The 16879-nt window shown below is 29.0% G+C and carries 14 protein-coding genes; 11 read left to right on the top strand and 3 right to left on the bottom strand.

From position 1 onward, the window contains the following. Positions 1–128: 128 nt before the first annotated feature. On the top strand, positions 129–1895 hold the full coding sequence (recJ, locus tag NG918_RS04150; protein ID WP_252212698.1) for a single-stranded-DNA-specific exonuclease RecJ: 1767 nt from the start codon (positions 129–131) through the stop codon (positions 1893–1895). A gap of 124 nt (positions 1896–2019) precedes the next feature. Here the strand turns inward: recJ and NG918_RS04155 are convergent, their stop codons facing one another. The 3 genes from NG918_RS04155 to NG918_RS04165 form a co-directional block, all read right to left on the bottom strand. After that, a complete protein-coding gene (locus tag NG918_RS04155) occupies positions 2020–2208 on the bottom strand; it encodes a hypothetical protein (RefSeq protein ID WP_252212697.1) in 189 nt (62 codons plus the stop codon). A 29-nt stretch (positions 2209–2237) separates the two neighbouring features. Continuing rightward, positions 2238–3533, bottom strand: a complete 1296-nt coding sequence (locus NG918_RS04160) for an acetyl-CoA hydrolase/transferase family protein (protein WP_252212696.1) — start codon at positions 3531–3533, stop codon at positions 2238–2240. Between the two features lie 671 nt (positions 3534–4204). Continuing rightward, positions 4205–4402: an alpha/beta-type small acid-soluble spore protein gene (locus NG918_RS04165; protein WP_252212695.1), complete on the bottom strand. Its 198-nt coding sequence runs from the start codon at positions 4400–4402 to the stop codon at positions 4205–4207. Positions 4403–4814: 412 nt separating this feature from the next. Here NG918_RS04165 and murG point away from each other — a divergent pair, with 412 nt between their 5' ends. The 10 genes from murG to NG918_RS04215 all read left to right on the top strand — a co-directional run bounded on the left by murG (position 4815) and on the right by NG918_RS04215 (position 16879). Then, a complete protein-coding gene (gene murG, locus NG918_RS04170; RefSeq protein WP_252224742.1) occupies positions 4815–5888 on the top strand; it encodes an undecaprenyldiphospho-muramoylpentapeptide beta-N-acetylglucosaminyltransferase in 1074 nt (357 codons plus the stop codon). Positions 5889–6069: 181 nt separating this feature from the next. Next, the gene (locus NG918_RS04175; protein ID WP_252212693.1) at positions 6070–6495 is read left to right on the top strand and encodes a flavodoxin domain-containing protein; all 426 of its coding nucleotides are present in this window, start codon (positions 6070–6072) and stop codon (positions 6493–6495) included. 103 nt (positions 6496–6598) lie between these two features. After that, positions 6599–10102, top strand: a complete 3504-nt coding sequence (gene nifJ / locus NG918_RS04180; RefSeq protein ID WP_252212692.1) for a pyruvate:ferredoxin (flavodoxin) oxidoreductase — start codon at positions 6599–6601, stop codon at positions 10100–10102. Between the two features lie 232 nt (positions 10103–10334). Continuing rightward, positions 10335–10694 (top strand): DUF1292 domain-containing protein, encoded by a 360-nt coding sequence (locus tag NG918_RS04185; protein ID WP_252212691.1) that lies wholly within the window; start codon positions 10335–10337, stop codon positions 10692–10694. Between the two features lie 294 nt (positions 10695–10988). Further along, positions 10989–12182 (top strand): pyridoxal phosphate-dependent aminotransferase, encoded by a 1194-nt coding sequence (locus NG918_RS04190; protein WP_252212690.1) that lies wholly within the window; start codon positions 10989–10991, stop codon positions 12180–12182. 223 nt (positions 12183–12405) lie between these two features. Further along, positions 12406–13044, top strand: coding sequence for an HAD-IB family hydrolase (locus tag NG918_RS04195; RefSeq protein ID WP_252212738.1), 639 nt, complete (start codon positions 12406–12408; stop codon positions 13042–13044). A gap of 26 nt (positions 13045–13070) precedes the next feature. After that, a complete protein-coding gene (locus NG918_RS04200; protein WP_252212689.1) occupies positions 13071–13874 on the top strand; it encodes an aminotransferase class IV in 804 nt (267 codons plus the stop codon). Positions 13875–13953: 79 nt separating this feature from the next. Further along, a complete protein-coding gene (locus NG918_RS04205; RefSeq protein ID WP_252212688.1) occupies positions 13954–15918 on the top strand; it encodes a flagellar assembly protein A in 1965 nt (654 codons plus the stop codon). 14 nt (positions 15919–15932) lie between these two features. Beyond that, complete coding sequence (locus NG918_RS04210) at positions 15933–16382, top strand: chemotaxis protein CheW (RefSeq protein ID WP_205449207.1); 450 nt, start codon at positions 15933–15935, stop codon at positions 16380–16382. 8 nt (positions 16383–16390) lie between these two features. Continuing rightward, positions 16391–16879: a chemotaxis protein CheD gene (locus NG918_RS04215; RefSeq protein ID WP_205449208.1), complete on the top strand. Its 489-nt coding sequence runs from the start codon at positions 16391–16393 to the stop codon at positions 16877–16879.

Consider the following 16879-nt stretch of genomic DNA (forward strand, 5'->3'; position numbering starts at 1 on the left):
GCATATATCAACACTCTGCTAAAACATAGCCAAATATAAACAATCCACAATTTTATCCACTTTTTAACATGAAGTTTAAGTGAAGTTGTGGATTGTTTGTTATTATTTGTAAAAGGTGAGGGGATAAAATGAAAGAAAGATGGTTTGTAAAAAATATTAAAGCCGATTATAAGAATATATCTAAAAAATATGGTATTAGTGAATTAATAACTCGATTAATGATAAATAGAAATATTGTAGAAGAGGATACGATAAAAAATTATATAAATCCTATTTATAGTAACTTTCACGATCCATATAAGATGAAGGATATAGAAAAGGCTACTAAAATATTAAAAGAAAAAATAGATTCTAAAGAGAAAATTAGAATAATTGGTGATTATGATGTTGATGGAGTAATAAGTGTTTATATATTATATACAGCGCTTAAAAAATGTGGTGCCAATGTTGATTATGAAATACCTGACAGAATAAAAGATGGTTATGGTATAAATAAAAAAATAATACTTGAAGCTAAGAATGATGAAGTAGATACTTTATTAACATGCGATAATGGGATTTCTGCAATAGAACAGATAAAATATGCTAAAAAGTTAGGTATGACAGTGATAGTAACAGATCATCATGACATTCCTTTTGTTGAAGATGAAAAAGGAGATAGAACTTTTATATCATCAGAAGCAGATTCAATAATTAATCCTAAACAAATTGAGTGTGGATATAAATTTGATAAAATATGTGGTGCTGGTGTGGCATTTAAACTAATTGAAGTTTTATATGAAAAAATTAATATTTCTAAGGAAGAACTTTATAAGCTAATAGAATTTGTTGCCATAGCAACTGTGTGTGATGTTGTAGATTTAATTGATGAAAATAGGATATTTGTTAAAAATGGATTAAAGATGATAAACAATACTACCAATTTAGGATTAAAATATTTAATGAAAGAAACTAAGATGGATGGTAAGGAAATTTCAACTTATCATTTGGGTTTTGTTATAGGACCATGTATAAATGCATCAGGAAGATTAGATTCAGCTAAAAAGGGATTACGATTATTATTATGTGAAAATGAAGAGGAAGCTTTGAGTTTAGCAAAAGAGTTAGTTGAATTAAATGATGAAAGAAAAAGCATGACTAGCGATGGTGTGGAAAGGGCTGTAGAAATTATAGAAGGCAGTACTATGAAAGATGATAAGGTATTTGTTATATATATTCCTGAAGTTCATGAAAGTTTAGCAGGAATAATAGCAGGAAGAATAAGAGAAAGATATAATGTTCCTACAATAATTCTTACAAAAGCGGAAGATGATGTAAAAGGTTCTGGAAGATCAATAGAAGAATATAATATGTTTGAAGAATTGTTAAAATGTAAGGACTTATTAAATAAGTTTGGGGGGCATCCAATGGCTGCTGGGCTGTCTTTAGAAGAAAGTAATATAGACTTACTTAGAAAAGGACTTAATAGAAATACTAAATTAACAGAAGAAGAACTTATTCCTAAAGTAACAATTGATGTACCTTTGAGATTAGAAAATATTAATTATGATATGATAAATGATTTGGAGATTTTAGAGCCTTTTGGAAAGGGAAATTCTAAACCATTGTTTGGAGCAAAAAATATCAATGCGGTAAAAGCTATGGTACTTGGACAAAATAAAAACGTATTAAAAATAAAATTGAAAACTTCCAATGGAAGAGCAATAGAATCAATTTACTTTGGGGATATTGAAGAGTTTGAAGAATATATAACTAAGAAATATAATTATGAAGAACTGCAAAAATTATATGATGGGGAATTTAATTCAATAAATTTAGATCTAATATTTTATCCAAGCATAAATGAATACAATGGAAATATAAACATTCAAATAGTTATACAAAATTATAGATAAATTTTTATTATAAAAATATAAGTGAGTAGTTTTAAGATTAGCAATATTTAAAACACAGCTATTTTACAATTGAAAATGGATAAGTAGAAAAATACATTCCTACTTATCCATCTTTATAATAAAACTAATCACCTATTACCTGACAAACATTTTCTATAAGTGACTCTGTATAAGTGTCATATAAAAAATCTATATAGCTACCATTATCAGAATATTCACTTGTTTGGAAAATTTGATATTGAATATTATTAACTTTGTCGTTAATAGAATCCAATTTGCTTAGGATTTCCTTTAATTTACTTTTATCATCCATAATTAGCACTTCCTTTACCAAATTTTATTCTACCAAATTCTATTCTTAACAGCTTCCTTCTTAAGTTCTTGTCTAAAGTCAGGGTGAGCTATAGCGATTAAGCTATCAACTCTTTCTCTAATGCTTTTTCCACGAAGGTTAGCAACTCCATATTCAGTAACAACATATTGAACATCATTTCTAGAATATGTAATAGCTGCACCCATATAATGACTAGGTACAATACTAGAAATAGTACCATTCTTAGCAGTAGAGTATAGAGCGATTATAGATTTTCCACCAGGACTCATTTGTGCACCAATTCCTGTGTCAGTTTGTCCACCAGTTCCACTGTATTGTTTAAAGCCTAAGCTTTCAGAAGCACATTGACCAGTTAAATCTACAGAAAGAGATGTGTTTATAGATGTCATCTTATTGTTTTTAGCTAAAGTATAAGGATTATTTACATAAGAGCATCTCTTCATTTCAATACAAGGATTATCATCTAAAAAGTCATATAATCTTTGAGAACCGAATGCGAAAGCACCTATGATTTTATTTTTATGAAGAGTTTTCTTACTATTATTAACAACTCCAGCTTCAAATAAATCAACTACACCTTCAGTAATCATTTCAGTGTGTATTCCTAAGTCTTTCTTTGTCATTAATGATTTAGCAACAGCATTTGGAATTCCGCCAATTCCAAGTTGAATAGTAGCACCGTCATCTACTAAGTCTGCGATATATTGACCTATTATAAAATCCTTTTCAGAAGGTTCCTTAGGAGATAATTCTGGTATTTTTTCATTACTTTCATATAAGTAATCTACTTGGCTTATATGAACTGAAGTATCTCCAAATATTCTAGGTAAATTTTTGTTTACTTCGAATATAACTACATCTGCTTTTTCTAAAGAATCTCTTTCATATACAGTAGAAAGTGATAATGAGAAGAAACCATGCTTGTCCATTGGTGTAACAGCACCAACGAATATATTAGGTGTTTTATAATCAAGTCTATTGATACCAGCATATCTAAGATGAGTTGGTATATATGAAACTAAACCTGTTGAATGAGCTTTTCTAGCTGGTCCAGCAAAAAATGTAGATTCATTTACAAAGTGTCCAGCCATACTTGGGTCTGTATGATATTTATAATCTAAAGCACTAAGCATACTAACTACACTTACATTTTCTACTCTGTCTCTTATTTCATGAAGCTTTGACATGAACAATGTTGCTTCACAAGGTCCTAATGAAGTAACTATTTCATCGTTTGATTTTACAAGTGATAAAGCTTTTTCTACAGTTATAGTTTTGTTTTTTAATTGTTCTGAATAATTCATAAAAGTATCCTCCTAGCTAATGAATGTTATTTTATTAACAAATAAATTTATAAAAAAACGTTTGCTTTTGTAGTGTAAAAGTTATCAATATCTTATATAATATTCTTATATTATATTGTTGAATACTATATAATATAAATTTAATAATAACTAATTTTCTAGTAAATATATGATATTGATTAATATATGTTATTTATATGCTTATATTGTCATAAATAATACAGTTTTTATATTGATAATATAAAAATATAAACCTATAAACAGCAATTAAAGTTTTTATTTAACTTTATAGGTATAATATACTACATTGTTAAATAAAAAACAATACTATTTTCAGAATATTTTCAGAATTTATTTAATATTTAGATATGTTTATGAAATTTTCTGGTTTCTAATAGGAATACTAATCTTTATAAAACTCCATAATGAAAGGCACAAAAGAAAATATATAATTTTTAAACTTTAAAAAATTGAGATAAATAAAAATGACATAGAAATTAGTTGATAATTGAAAGCTAGGAGTAGAGAGTAAAAGAAAAAATCTTTGATAAAATTCTAAAATATATATTTTTAGAAAATTTTTAGATTTCAAACGAAACTCTGAACTCTCAACTTTCAATTTTCAACTAACAAATGTGGTCTAGACACTTTTTTATAGGAGTGTTAAATAGTTATAGATTATTTTCATATTGTTTTACCATTCTTTTAACCATTTCTCCACCAACGCTTCCGCATTGTTTTGAACTTAGGTCTCCATTATATTCTTTAAATGGTACACCCATTTCATTAGCAACTTCATTTTTGAATTGTGCTAACTTCCCTTTAGCTTCTGGAACTATAGGATTATTATATCCGCTGTTATTATTCATATTTATCACCTCCTTTATGTCTATAGCTTGTGTAAAAAATCCGATTTTATAATATATAAATTACGGTAAATAAGGATTTGATTAGTACATATAAATAAAAAGATAGAAGATGAAATATTTTATTTAAAGGCTCTATTTTAAATGAATATATCAGCACTCTGCTAAAACATAGGCTATTTAAAAGAATTAATTTAAAATATTTCTGATGAATTATAAACAATAAGTGTATTTTTATGGTGACTAATAGGAATTAATAGTTATAATGTATAAGTAGAATTATTATAATTAAAAAGTATTATATAGAATAATGTGATTTTAAAAAGATCATGTAATATAGATTAGAAAGAACTTCAACAAACAAATTGTGGCTTAGCTACTTTTGTTCTTAGTAATAATGAAAGGATGAGTTTTGGTGTATAAATATAAAGTAATAATGACAGGTGGAGGTACTGCGGGGCATGTAACACCTAATTTAGCTTTAGTACCAGCACTTAAAGAAAATGGATTTGAAGTTAAATATATTGGAAGTAAAAATGGGATAGAAAAAGAAATAATTAAAAATAATAATATTCCATATTTTCAGATATCATCAGGAAAGTTAAGACGATATTTTGATTTAAAAAACTTTACTGATCCTTTTAAAGTGTTAAAAGGAATTAAAGATGCAAACAAAATATTAAAGAAGGAAAAGCCAGATGTAGTATTTTCAAAAGGTGGCTTTGTAGCTGTTCCAGTTGTTATAGCTGCACATTTAAGAAAAATACCAGTTGTAGCACATGAATCTGACATGACTCCAGGTCTTGCTAACAAATTAAGTGCACCTTTTTGCAGCAAACTATGTGTAACTTTTAGAGAAAGTCTTAAATTTATAAAAGATAATAAAGGAGTACTTACAGGAAGTCCTATAAGAAATGAAATCTTACATGGAAGTAGAGAAGAAGGTCTAAAGATTTGTGGATTTAAACAAGAAAAAGAAGTGCTTTTAATAATGGGTGGAAGTTTAGGATCTAAAATAATCAATGATCAAATAAGAGGCAATTTAGATTTATTGTTGAGGGATTTTAATATTATTCATATTTGTGGAAATGGGAATTTAGATAATAATTTTCTAAATAAATCTGGTTATAAACAATTTGAATACGTATCAGAAGAATTACCACATTTAATGAATACAGCTGATTATATAATATCTAGAGCTGGAGCAAATTCAATATTTGAATTTTTAACGTTAAGAAAACCAATGCTTTTAGTACCGCTTTCTAAAAAAGCTAGCAGAGGTGATCAAATCTTAAATGCAAATTCATTTAAAAAAGAGGGATATGCTTTAGTGTTAAATGAAGAAGAACTTATAAATGATACATTATGTAATAAGATTCTAGAATTAAAATCTAATAAAAAAACTATAATTAATGCAATGAATAATATGAATGGAAAAAATAGTATTGATTTAATTATAGAAGTGATATTAAAAAGTATTAAAGGATAAAAATATTAATAGACGTAAATATTTTAATGAATAAATTGGATAATTAATCAACTTTAGATAATCAAAACTTGCAAAAAAAATTATGTGATATATAATAAAGTGTGTAAGTTAATTTATAGTACAATTATAATGTACTATAATAATGACTATTTATTGTGTGTTGGAAGGAATGGTGCTATTTATGAAAAAAGTGTCAATCATTTACTGGAGTTGTGGTGGTAGTGTAGAAATACTTGCGAATATGATTGCGGATAGCGCTGAGGAATCTGGAGCAAAGGTAACTTTAAAACATGTTGCTGATGCGACTATTAATGATGTTTTAGAAGCAGATTCTGTAGCATTTGGAAGTCCTGCAATGGACCAAGATAATATAGAAGAACAGGAAATGCAACCATTTATTGATAGTTTAAAGGGTTTATCTATTGATAATAAAAAATGTATTTTGTTTGGGAGTCATGGATGGACAAATGATATGTTTATTAAATTATGGTCTAATACAATGAAATCATATGGATTTAATTGCATTGGAGAATTGGTTGTAAAAGAATTCCCAACAAAAGAAAATTTAGAAAATGCACAATTGCTAGGTAAAAAACTTGCTAAATAATAGTGTTTATTAAGTAAGTCATCAAGACTTACTTTTATAATATAATACATTGTTAAATTTTTAATTTAACATTTTTTTAATAATAGAAAGAAGGGGTCACGCGATGAGAAAAATGAAAACTATGGATGGTAATACTGCAGCAGCTCACGTATCTTATGCGTTCACAGAAGTAACTGCAATATATCCAATAACACCATCATCACCAATGGCAGAACATGTTGATGAATGGGTTGCACAAGGAAGAAAGAATATATTTGGACAAACTGTTAAAGTAATGGAAATGCAATCAGAAGCAGGTGCTGCTGGAGCAGTTCACGGTTCTTTACAAGCTGGAGCATTAACAACTACTTACACAGCTTCACAAGGTTTATTATTAATGATACCAAATATGTACAAGATATCAGGTGAAATGTTACCAGGAGTATTCCACGTTTCAGCTAGAGCTCTAGCTACATCTTCATTAAACATATTTGGAGATCACCAAGACGTTATGGCAGCAAGACAAACTGGATTTGCAATGCTTGCTGAAGGATCAGTTCAAGAAGTTATGGATTTATCAGCAGTAGCACATTTAACTGCTATAAAATCTAGAATTCCATTCTTAAACTTCTTTGATGGTTTTAGAACTTCTCACGAAATTCAAAAAATCGAAGTATTAGAATATGATGAGTTAGCTAAATTAGTTGACATGGATTCTGTTAAAGCTTTCAGAGCAAGAGCTTTAAATCCAGATCATCCTGTAACTAGAGGTACAGCTCAAAATGCTGATATTTACTTCCAAGAAAGAGAATCAGTAAATAAATTCTACAATGAGTTACCAGATATGGTTGAAAGCTATATGGCTGAAATCACTAAAATAACTGGTAGAGAATATCATTGTTTCGACTACTATGGTGCTAAAGATGCAGACAGAGTAGTTATAGCAATGGGTTCAGTAACAGATGTAGCTGAAGAAACTGTAGATTACTTAAATGCACATGGACAAAAAGTTGGTCTTGTTAAAGTAAGACTTTACAGACCATTCTCAGTTGAAAAATTAATAGCTGCTATTCCAAGCACTGTTAAGAAAATCGCTGTTTTAGATAAGACTAAAGAACCAGGTGCTGATGGAGAACCATTATACTTAGACATTAGAAATGCATTCTACGGAAAAGAAAATGCTCCTGTTATAATTGGCGGAAGATTTGGTTTAGGATCAAAAGATCCAAATCCAGCTCATATTGCTGCTGTTTATGATAACTTAGCAAAAGCTGAACCAAAGAATGGATTCACTATAGGAATCGTTGATGATATTACAAATACTTCATTAGAAGTAACTGAAGATATAGATGCTACTCCAGAAGGAACTACAGCTTGTAAGTTCTGGGGATTAGGATCAGATGGTACTGTTGGAGCAAACAAGAGTGCTATAAAGATCATTGGAGACCATACAGACATGTATGCTCAAGGATACTTCTTCTATGATTCAAAGAAATCAGGCGGAATTACAGTATCTCACTTAAGATTTGGTAAGAAGGCAATTAAGTCTCCATACTTAATCAACAAAGCAGATTTTGTATCTTGTTCTAATCAATCATACGTTCATAAATATAACGTATTAGAAGGATTAAAACCAGGAGCAACTTTCTTATTAAATACTATCTGGACTCCAGAAGAATTAGAAGAAAAGTTACCTGCTGCATATAAGAGATTTATGGCAAACAACAATATTAAGTTCTATACTTTAAATGCTGTTGCTATAGCTCAAGAAATAGGTCTTGGCGGAAGAATCAACATGATAATGCAATCAGCTTTCTTCAAGTTAGCTAACATTATCCCAGTTGAAGATGCTGTTAAATACTTAAAAGACTCAGTTGTAACTTCTTATGGTAAGAAGGGTGAAAAAGTTGTTAATATGAACAACGCAGCAATCGATAAGGGTGTTGAATCTATCGTTGAAATCAAGATTCCAGAAGCTTGGAAGACTGTTAAAGACGAAGAAGTAGCTCCACTTAAGAATGCTTCAGAATTCGTTAAGAATATAGTTGTTCCAATGAACAGACAAGAAGGAGATTCTCTTCCAGTTTCTGCTTTCGTTGGAATGGAAGATGGTACATTTGAAGCAGGTACTGCAGCATTCGAAAAGAGAGGAATTGCAGTTAATGTTCCTGTATGGGATGCTGAAAAATGTATTCAATGTAACCAATGTTCATTAGTATGTCCACATGCTTCTATAAGACCAATATTATTAAATGAAGCAGAAAAGAATGCTGCACCTGCTGATGCAACAATAGTTGATGCTAAAGCTCTTAAGAGTGAAGAAAAATTATTCTACACTATGGGTGTTGCACCACTAGATTGTTCTGGTTGTGGAAACTGTGCTCAAATTTGTCCTGCTCCAGGAAAAGCATTAGTTATGAAACCACAAGAAAGCCAACACAATCAAATCGAAGTTTGGGATTACTTAGTAGATGAAGTATCAGCTAAAAAGAACCCAATGAACAAAAATACAGTAAAGGGTAGCCAATTTGAGCAACCATTACTTGAATTCTCAGGAGCTTGTGCTGGTTGTGGAGAAACTCCATACGCTAAGCTTATAACTCAATTATTTGGAGATAGAATGATGATCGCTAATGCAACTGGATGTTCATCAATCTGGGGTGGATCTGCACCTTCAACTCCATATACTAAGAATAAAGAAGGACATGGTCCAGCTTGGGCTAACTCATTATTCGAAGATAATGCTGAATATGGATTAGGTATGTTCTTAGGAGTTAGAGCTATAAGAGAAAGAATCCAAGAAAGAGCAGAAGCTGCTATAGCTGCCAATGATCCAGCTAAAGCTGAATTACAAGATTGGTTAGATAACATGAACGAAGGTGCTGGAACTAGAGATAGAGCTACTAAATTAGTTGCTGCTTTAGAAAAATCTGGTACAGAAGCTGCTAAAGAAATTTTAGCTGAAAAAGACTACTTCGTTAAGAGATCTCAATGGATCTTCGGAGGAGACGGTTGGGCTTACGACATCGGATACGGTGGAGTTGACCACGTACTTGCTTCAGGAGAAGATGTAAATGTATTTGTATTTGATACAGAAGTTTACTCAAACACAGGTGGACAATCTTCTAAATCTACACCAACAGCTGCAATAGCTAAATTTGCTGCTGCAGGTAAGAGAACTAAGAAGAAAGACCTTGGAATGATGGCTATGACTTACGGTTACGTATATGTAGCTCAAATCAATATGGGAGCTGATAGAAATCAAGTTCTTAAAGCTATTGCAGAAGCAGAAGCTTACAAGGGACCATCATTAATCATAGCTTACGCTCCATGTATAAACCATGGAATTAAGCTTGGTATGAGTAACAGCCAATTAGAAGCTAAGAGAGCAACTGAATGTGGATACTGGGCAATGTACAGATTCAACCCAGAATTAAAGGGAACTAAGAACCCATTCACATTAGATTCTAAAGCTCCAACTGCTGACTTTAAAGAATTCTTAATGGGTGAAGTAAGATACGCTTCACTTGCTAAAGCATTCCCAGAAGCTGCAGAAGCATTATTTGAAAAGACTTACACTGATGCAATGGAAAGATTAGAAGGATACAAGAAATTAGCTGAACAATAGAATTATGTTTAGTAAGTTTTAATAAAAAAGGGTGACCATAAGAAGTGGTCATCCTTTTTTTGTGTTTACCCCTGGGGTGTAAAATTTTACAGGTACAAGTTTAAATTGTGCTTAATAATAAAAAATAGCTAAAAAATAAATAATTTTTATTTGGGGTTTTAATTTTAGTCATTTAAGGGTAGAATTAGTATGGAAGAAAGCAACAGTTGTTAGCAAGGAGGATAATTAAATTATGGATAAAGATTTAGAAAAATGTGGATGTGGAGAACACGACACTTGTGGATGCGGTGGACACGATCATGATCATGAAGGTTGTGGATGTGGAGACCATGATCATGAAGGCTGTGGATGCGGATGTGGAGAAGAAGAATCTTTCGTTGTAGATTTAGAAGACGATAACGGAAATGTAGTTTCATGTCCAATCGTTGATGCATTCGAAGTTGAAGGAAAAGAATACGTATTAGCTGAAAATGCTGAAGATGGTTCAATGTATCTTTTTAGAGTTGATGGAGAAGAACTTGTAGTTCCTGACGAAGAAGAATTCGACAGAGTATCAGCTTATTATCAAGAATCAGTAGGATCAGAAGAATAAGTCACATTTAAAAAAATAATACCTCAGTATACGTGTATATTTGATCTATTATTTTCTTATATGTTCCTATAATATTTTTATAGACTTTAGTAACATTACTAAAGTCTATTTTATTATTTAGAGAATTAATATTACATGCACTGCGTTTAGAAAGGGTGTATGGCTAAAAGAACCGACGAATCTAAAGTCGCTTTGACGATTTTTTTAATTTACAACTCAAAGTATTAATGTTATATTTTATTGTATATAATATTAATACTAATGCATAATATGTAATAAATGGGGGAAAGAAAAATGGAACTATCTAAAAAAGCAGAAAATATTAGTCCATCAATTACTTTGGAAATTACAGCAAAAGCAAAGGCATTAAAAAATGAGGGCGTAGATGTGGTTAGTTTTGGAGCAGGAGAACCTGATTTCAATACACCACAAAATATTATCAATGCTGCTATAAAAGCTATGGAGGAAGGTAAAACAAAGTATACTCCAGCAGGTGGAATATTAGAATTAAAAGAAGTTATTTGTGAAAAGTTTAAGAAAGATAATAATTTAGAATATAAACCAAGTCAAATAACTATATCTACAGGTGCAAAACAATGTTTAGCTAATGTATTTATGGCAATTTTAAATCCTGGAGACGAAGTGCTTATTCCTGTACCTTATTGGGTAAGCTATCCTGAACTTGTTAAATTAGCAGATGGAGTCCCCGTTTTTGTAGAGACTATAAAAGAAAACAATTATAAATATACAATAGAAGATTTAGAAAAATGTGTTACTAGTAAGACAAAAGCAATATTATTAAATAGTCCTAATAATCCAACAGGAACTATTTATCATGAAGAAGAACTTAAAGAAATTGCGGATTTTGCTAAAAGACATGATTTATTTATAATTTCAGATGAAATATATGAAAAATTAATATATGATAATGAAGAACATATAAGTATAGCAAGTTTAAATGAAGATTCATATAAAAGAACAATAGTTATAAATGGAGTATCAAAAACATATGCTATGACAGGTTGGAGACTAGGATATGTTGCTGCTGATGAAAAAATAACTAAACTTATGACTAGTATTCAAAGTCATATGACATCAAATGTTAACTCTATAACTCAATATGCTTCAATAGAAGCTCTTACTGGTTCTGAAGAAGAAGTAGATAAGATGGTGAAGGAGTTTGAGAGTAGAAGAAACTTTATGCTAGATAAATTAAGCAAAATAGATGAGCTTTCAATTTTAAGACCGAATGGTGCATTTTATATAATGGTTAATATAGAAAAATATTTAAATACCACTTTTAAAGGGCATAATATAATTAATTCAGTTGAATTTTCAAAGGTACTTTTAGAAGAAGAAAAAGTGGCTGTTATACCAGGTAGTGGATTTGGATTAGAAAATTATATAAGACTATCATATGCAACATCAATGGATATAATAGAAAAGGGGATAGATAGATTATCTATATTCTTAAGTAAAATAAAGTAGATAGATTTTAATATAGTAATATTTAAAAAAACCTCTTGTTGAAAACATGGGGTTTTTTTGAAGAAAATTATTATATAGAATCTTTCTAGGCTAAAGGGGTGATAAAATCTAAGATTATAGAGGGGTGGAATTAAGAGGTGAGAACTATCAACTCTTAGCTCTTAACTTTAAACTAACAAAGCGTGTTTTATAGCAATTATAATTAAGGAGAAAGAATTTGGATATGAAAAAAATTGCAATTTTTGATATAGATTATACAATTACAAAAAAAGAAACACTTATGGAGTTTTTTAAGTATTATATAAAGAAAGATATAAAGGCTATTAGATTTTTACCAAGAGCACTATACTGTGGAATAATGTATTTATTGAAATTTTATGATGAAAAAATGGTGAAAGAGAAGTTCTTAAAGTTTATAGATGGAATAAGTGAAGATGAATTAGATAAAGTTGTTGAAAGTTTTTATACAGAAAAACTAAGCAATCTTTTATATAGTGATGCTATGGATATGATGAAAAAACTTAAATCTGAAGGGTATGATATATATTTAATATCAGCATCACCTGAATTTTATATAAATAAATTTTATAGTGTTAAAGAAGTGGATAGAGTAATAGGAACTAAATTTAAATTTAGTGATGGAAAGTTCTTAAGGCAAATGGATGGATTTAACTGTAAAGGTGAAGAAAAGGTAAGAAGATTAAAAGAGGTACTTAAAGAAGAAAAAATAGATGTGGATTTTAAAGAGTCATATATGTTTTCAGATTCATTATCAGATAAACCACTTTTAGATTTGGTTGGAAAGCCATATCTGATTAATTATAAGAAAAATCATGATATAGAAATATTAAGGTGGAAATAATTTCCGGTATAGAAGGGGCATGTAGTATGGAAGCAATTAATAAATTTTTTGTTGAAAACTCTAAGATAAAAGGAATAAATAGTTTAAAAGATATTGAAACATCAGGAAAAGTGATATATGAAGTTCTAAGAATAATCCATGGAAAGCCATTATTTTTAGAAAATCATTTATTGAGAATGGAGAACTCATTTAAACTTATAAATGTTGATTGTTGTTTAGAAAATTTTAAAATAAGAAAAGATATAGAAAATTTAGTTAGAGAAAATGAGAAATTAGAGGGGAATGTAAAAATCACCTATAATGTAAATGAAAAAGTAATGAGAATATTCTTTATTAATCATTCATATCCAAATGAAAAAATGTATCAAAATGGAGTAAAAACTATTTTATATTTTGGTGAAAGAGATAATCCAAATGCAAAAATAGTTAATTTAAGCTTTAGAGAAAAAGTAAATATTAAAATAAAAGAAAGTAATGCGTATGAGGCTATATTAGTCGACAGAAATGGATATATAACTGAAGGCAGTAAATCAAATATATTTATGATAAAGGATGATGTTTTATTAACATCACCAGTTAAAGCAGTGTTACCTGGAGTAACTAGAGGAGAAATAATAGATATAGCTATTGAAAATGGCATAAAGGTAGAAGAGGTGAGTTATAAATACTCTGATATAAAAAAGTTAGATGGTATGTTTATATCAGGAACATCTCCAAAAATATTGCCAATAAATCAAGTTGATTCAATAAAGATAAAAAATAATGAAATTATTAACAAGCTGATTAAATATTATAATAATAAGATTATTAGTTACATTAAAAGTAATTAATTACAGTGTATTATATATAAAATTATTTTCCTATATGATATACTAAAAAAAAGATTATTTTTTATAGGGGTTGAATTTTATGAGTTTAATATTTTCAGCTACAACATTAGAAGGATGTCTTGAAAAAGCATCAAATGAATTAAAAGTACCAAAAGAGTGCTTAGAATATACTATTATTGCTCAAAAAAATATTTTTTTTAAGAAAAAAGTAAAAATAGAAGTTTCTAAAGTTAATGAAATTAATAAAATTAATAAAATTAATGACTTAACAGTAGATGAAAAATTGAGTAATAAAGAAAATGAAACTCATAAAGGGATAAAAGTAGAAAATGGGGAAATAATAATTGAAAACTTAGACTATGAATCTAATGAAACTGTAATGATACATCCATGTAATGGAATTAAACTTTTAATAAATGGAGAAGAATGTACATCAAAAACAGCAGTTACTGCTTTAGATAATATAGAAGTTAAATATGTGACAAAAGAAAGTAGTAGAAAAATAGATATAACTACTTCAGAAGAGAAAATGGAAGCATATATAACAATAAATTATTTTCCTGAATATTCCTTTGAGTTAGTCGATAAATCATGTTGTAGAGATCTTAAATTAGAAACAAAAAAGAAAAAAGGTGAATATCCACCTAAATATACCTATGATGAACTATTAACAATTTTAAAAGAGAATAATATTGTTTATGGATTACTAAATGATAGAATAAAGGAAATAAGTAAAGATGATTGCGTTAGCAATGAATTAATTGCTCAAGGTGATAAAGTTGTAGAAGATATTCCTGATACAGTTAAAGTATTTTTTGAAAGTGATAAAAAGAAAATTTTAAAAGATGAAAATGCAAAGATAGATTATAGAAATATGTATTCAATATCTAATATAAGCGCTGGACAGATACTAGCAGAAAAAGTAGAAGGGATACAAGGTAAAGATGGAAAGAATATCTTTGGAAAAGAAATCAAGAGAAAAACAACGAAAAAAATAAATATAAAAATTGGTTCTGGATGTAAGCTAGAGGAGAACAAAGTTATTTCAACAATAGAAGGAAGACCATCATGTAAATCTGGAGTTTACAGTGTCAATAAAATATATGAATTAAAAGATGTAGATATAAAAACTGGGAACATAGATTTTATTGGAGATGTTGAAATAAGTGGAAGCATAAAGAGTGGAACGCAAGTAAAAGCAGGAAATTCAGTAACAGTAAGAAAAAATGTAGAAGAAGCGACTATCATAGCAAGTGGACAAGTTAACATATATGCCAATATACTGAATTCAAAAGTAAGTGCAGGCGCAAATGATATTGATAAAAAAAAGCATTTAGAAATATTAAAACAGTACGATAGTATAATAGAGTCTTTAATTAGTTACACAAAACAAATAAAAGATAAGAATATTTTAGATAATAATCAATCAGATGGAGAAATTATTAAAATATTAATAGAAAGCAAATTTAAAAATATTCCTAGATTATCAATGCTTATAGTAAGTTTTGAGAAAAATAATAGCTCAACTGATAATGATATGATAGCTTTTATTAGAAAAAAAATTCTAGGATTAGGTCCTATAAAAATAAAAAAATATTCTGAGCTTTATGAGCTGAAAGATATGATAGTAAATGAAATAGAAGTATTAGAAGAAGAAATAGTTATTCCGGTAGATGTGTATATGGACTATGCTCAAGACTCTACAATAGAAGCATCTGGTAGTATATTTATAACTGGAAAAGGACAATATGTATCGAAAATAACATCTTTAAACAGTATTGAATTTACACAAGCTGGAGCAGTGTGTAGGGGTGGAATACTACATGCCAAAGATGAAATTAAGTTAAAGACTGTTGGAAGTATAGCTGGCGTACTTACTAGGTTAGAAGTATCTAAAAAAGGAGTTATAACAGCAGATATAGCATATCAAAATACAGTTTTTTGTTTTGGTGAAAAACAATTTACATTAGATGTAGCATCAAAAAATGTAAAAGCGTATTTAGGAAAAGATGGAATGATAGTAGTAGATAAATTTCTATTGTAGGAGGTCAAGGTATAATGTCAATGAATGAAATGAAGATATTAATATTTGGTTTGAATAATGAATATTATGCTTCTGATATAAAAGATATAGAAAGAATTTTAGGATATGAAGAACCAACAATTCTTCCAGATTCACCTAGATTTGTAAAAGGGGTTATTAATTATCAAGAAAGCATATTACCTATAATAAGCTTATCAACAAAGTTTAATCTAGGAAATGATGAACAATCAGAAGAAAAAAAAATAATAGTTGTAAAAAAAGACAATAACAAGTTTGGAATAATTGTAGAAAATGTTTATGAAGTAAAAGATATTGATAGTAAATTAATAGAGGTTTCTCCTGAAATAACAACTACATTATCAAGAAGTTATATTAATGGTTTGATAAGATTAGATAAGAATATAGTAATACTTTTAGATGTAGATAAAATTTTATCTATAGAGGAAGAACAAAGTATATTTTAGGGGGTAAAATGGAGAATACAGACGTTAAAGTTGGAATAGCAGATTTAAATCTAGTATCTTCACCAGGTAAAATAATGACAATAGGCTTAGGCTCATGCATAGGGATAGCATTATATGATAGAAGAAGCAAGCTAGCAGGATTATCTCATATAATGCTTCCTGATAGCACACAATTTAAAAATGTGACAAATCCAATGAAATTTGCTGATTTAGCAATTCCGTTGTTAATAAAAAAAATGGAAGCAAAAGGTTGTCAAAAGAGGAATTTAATAGCTAAAATAGCTGGTGGAGCTTCTATGTTTAGTTTTTCAGACAAAAGTATGGTTGGTGACATAGGAAAGAGAAATATACAAGCTGTAAAGAAATCATTAAGTGAAGAAAGAATTCAAATAATTGCCGAAGATGTAGGCGGAAACAAAGGAAGAACCATGATTTTAGATGCTTTAGATGGCAAAGTTACACTAAAAATAGTGGGGATAGGAATTGTGGAATTATAA

The organism is Clostridium sp. ZBS2, from assembly GCF_023845855.1.
Classification (GTDB): Bacteria; Bacillota; Clostridia; order Clostridiales; family Clostridiaceae; genus Clostridium; species Clostridium aquiflavi.

Coding starts and splice junctions, on each gene's coding strand:
- NG918_RS04175 (WP_252212693.1), top strand. CDS start 6,070: ATGAAAAAAGTGTCAATCATTTACTGGAGTTGTGGTGGTAGTGTAGAA.
- NG918_RS04155 (WP_252212697.1), bottom strand. CDS start 2,208: ATGGATGATAAAAGTAAATTAAAGGAAATCCTAAGCAAATTGGATTCT.
- recJ (WP_252212698.1), top strand. CDS start 129: ATGAAAGAAAGATGGTTTGTAAAAAATATTAAAGCCGATTATAAGAAT.
- nifJ (WP_252212692.1), top strand. CDS start 6,599: ATGAGAAAAATGAAAACTATGGATGGTAATACTGCAGCAGCTCACGTA.
- NG918_RS04190 (WP_252212690.1), top strand. CDS start 10,989: ATGGAACTATCTAAAAAAGCAGAAAATATTAGTCCATCAATTACTTTG.
- NG918_RS04215 (WP_205449208.1), top strand. CDS start 16,391: ATGGAGAATACAGACGTTAAAGTTGGAATAGCAGATTTAAATCTAGTA.
- NG918_RS04205 (WP_252212688.1), top strand. CDS start 13,954: ATGAGTTTAATATTTTCAGCTACAACATTAGAAGGATGTCTTGAAAAA.
- NG918_RS04160 (WP_252212696.1), bottom strand. CDS start 3,533: ATGAATTATTCAGAACAATTAAAAAACAAAACTATAACTGTAGAAAAA.
- NG918_RS04200 (WP_252212689.1), top strand. CDS start 13,071: ATGGAAGCAATTAATAAATTTTTTGTTGAAAACTCTAAGATAAAAGGA.
- NG918_RS04210 (WP_205449207.1), top strand. CDS start 15,933: ATGTCAATGAATGAAATGAAGATATTAATATTTGGTTTGAATAATGAA.
- NG918_RS04195 (WP_252212738.1), top strand. CDS start 12,406: ATGAAAAAAATTGCAATTTTTGATATAGATTATACAATTACAAAAAAA.
- NG918_RS04185 (WP_252212691.1), top strand. CDS start 10,335: ATGGATAAAGATTTAGAAAAATGTGGATGTGGAGAACACGACACTTGT.
- NG918_RS04165 (WP_252212695.1), bottom strand. CDS start 4,402: ATGAATAATAACAGCGGATATAATAATCCTATAGTTCCAGAAGCTAAA.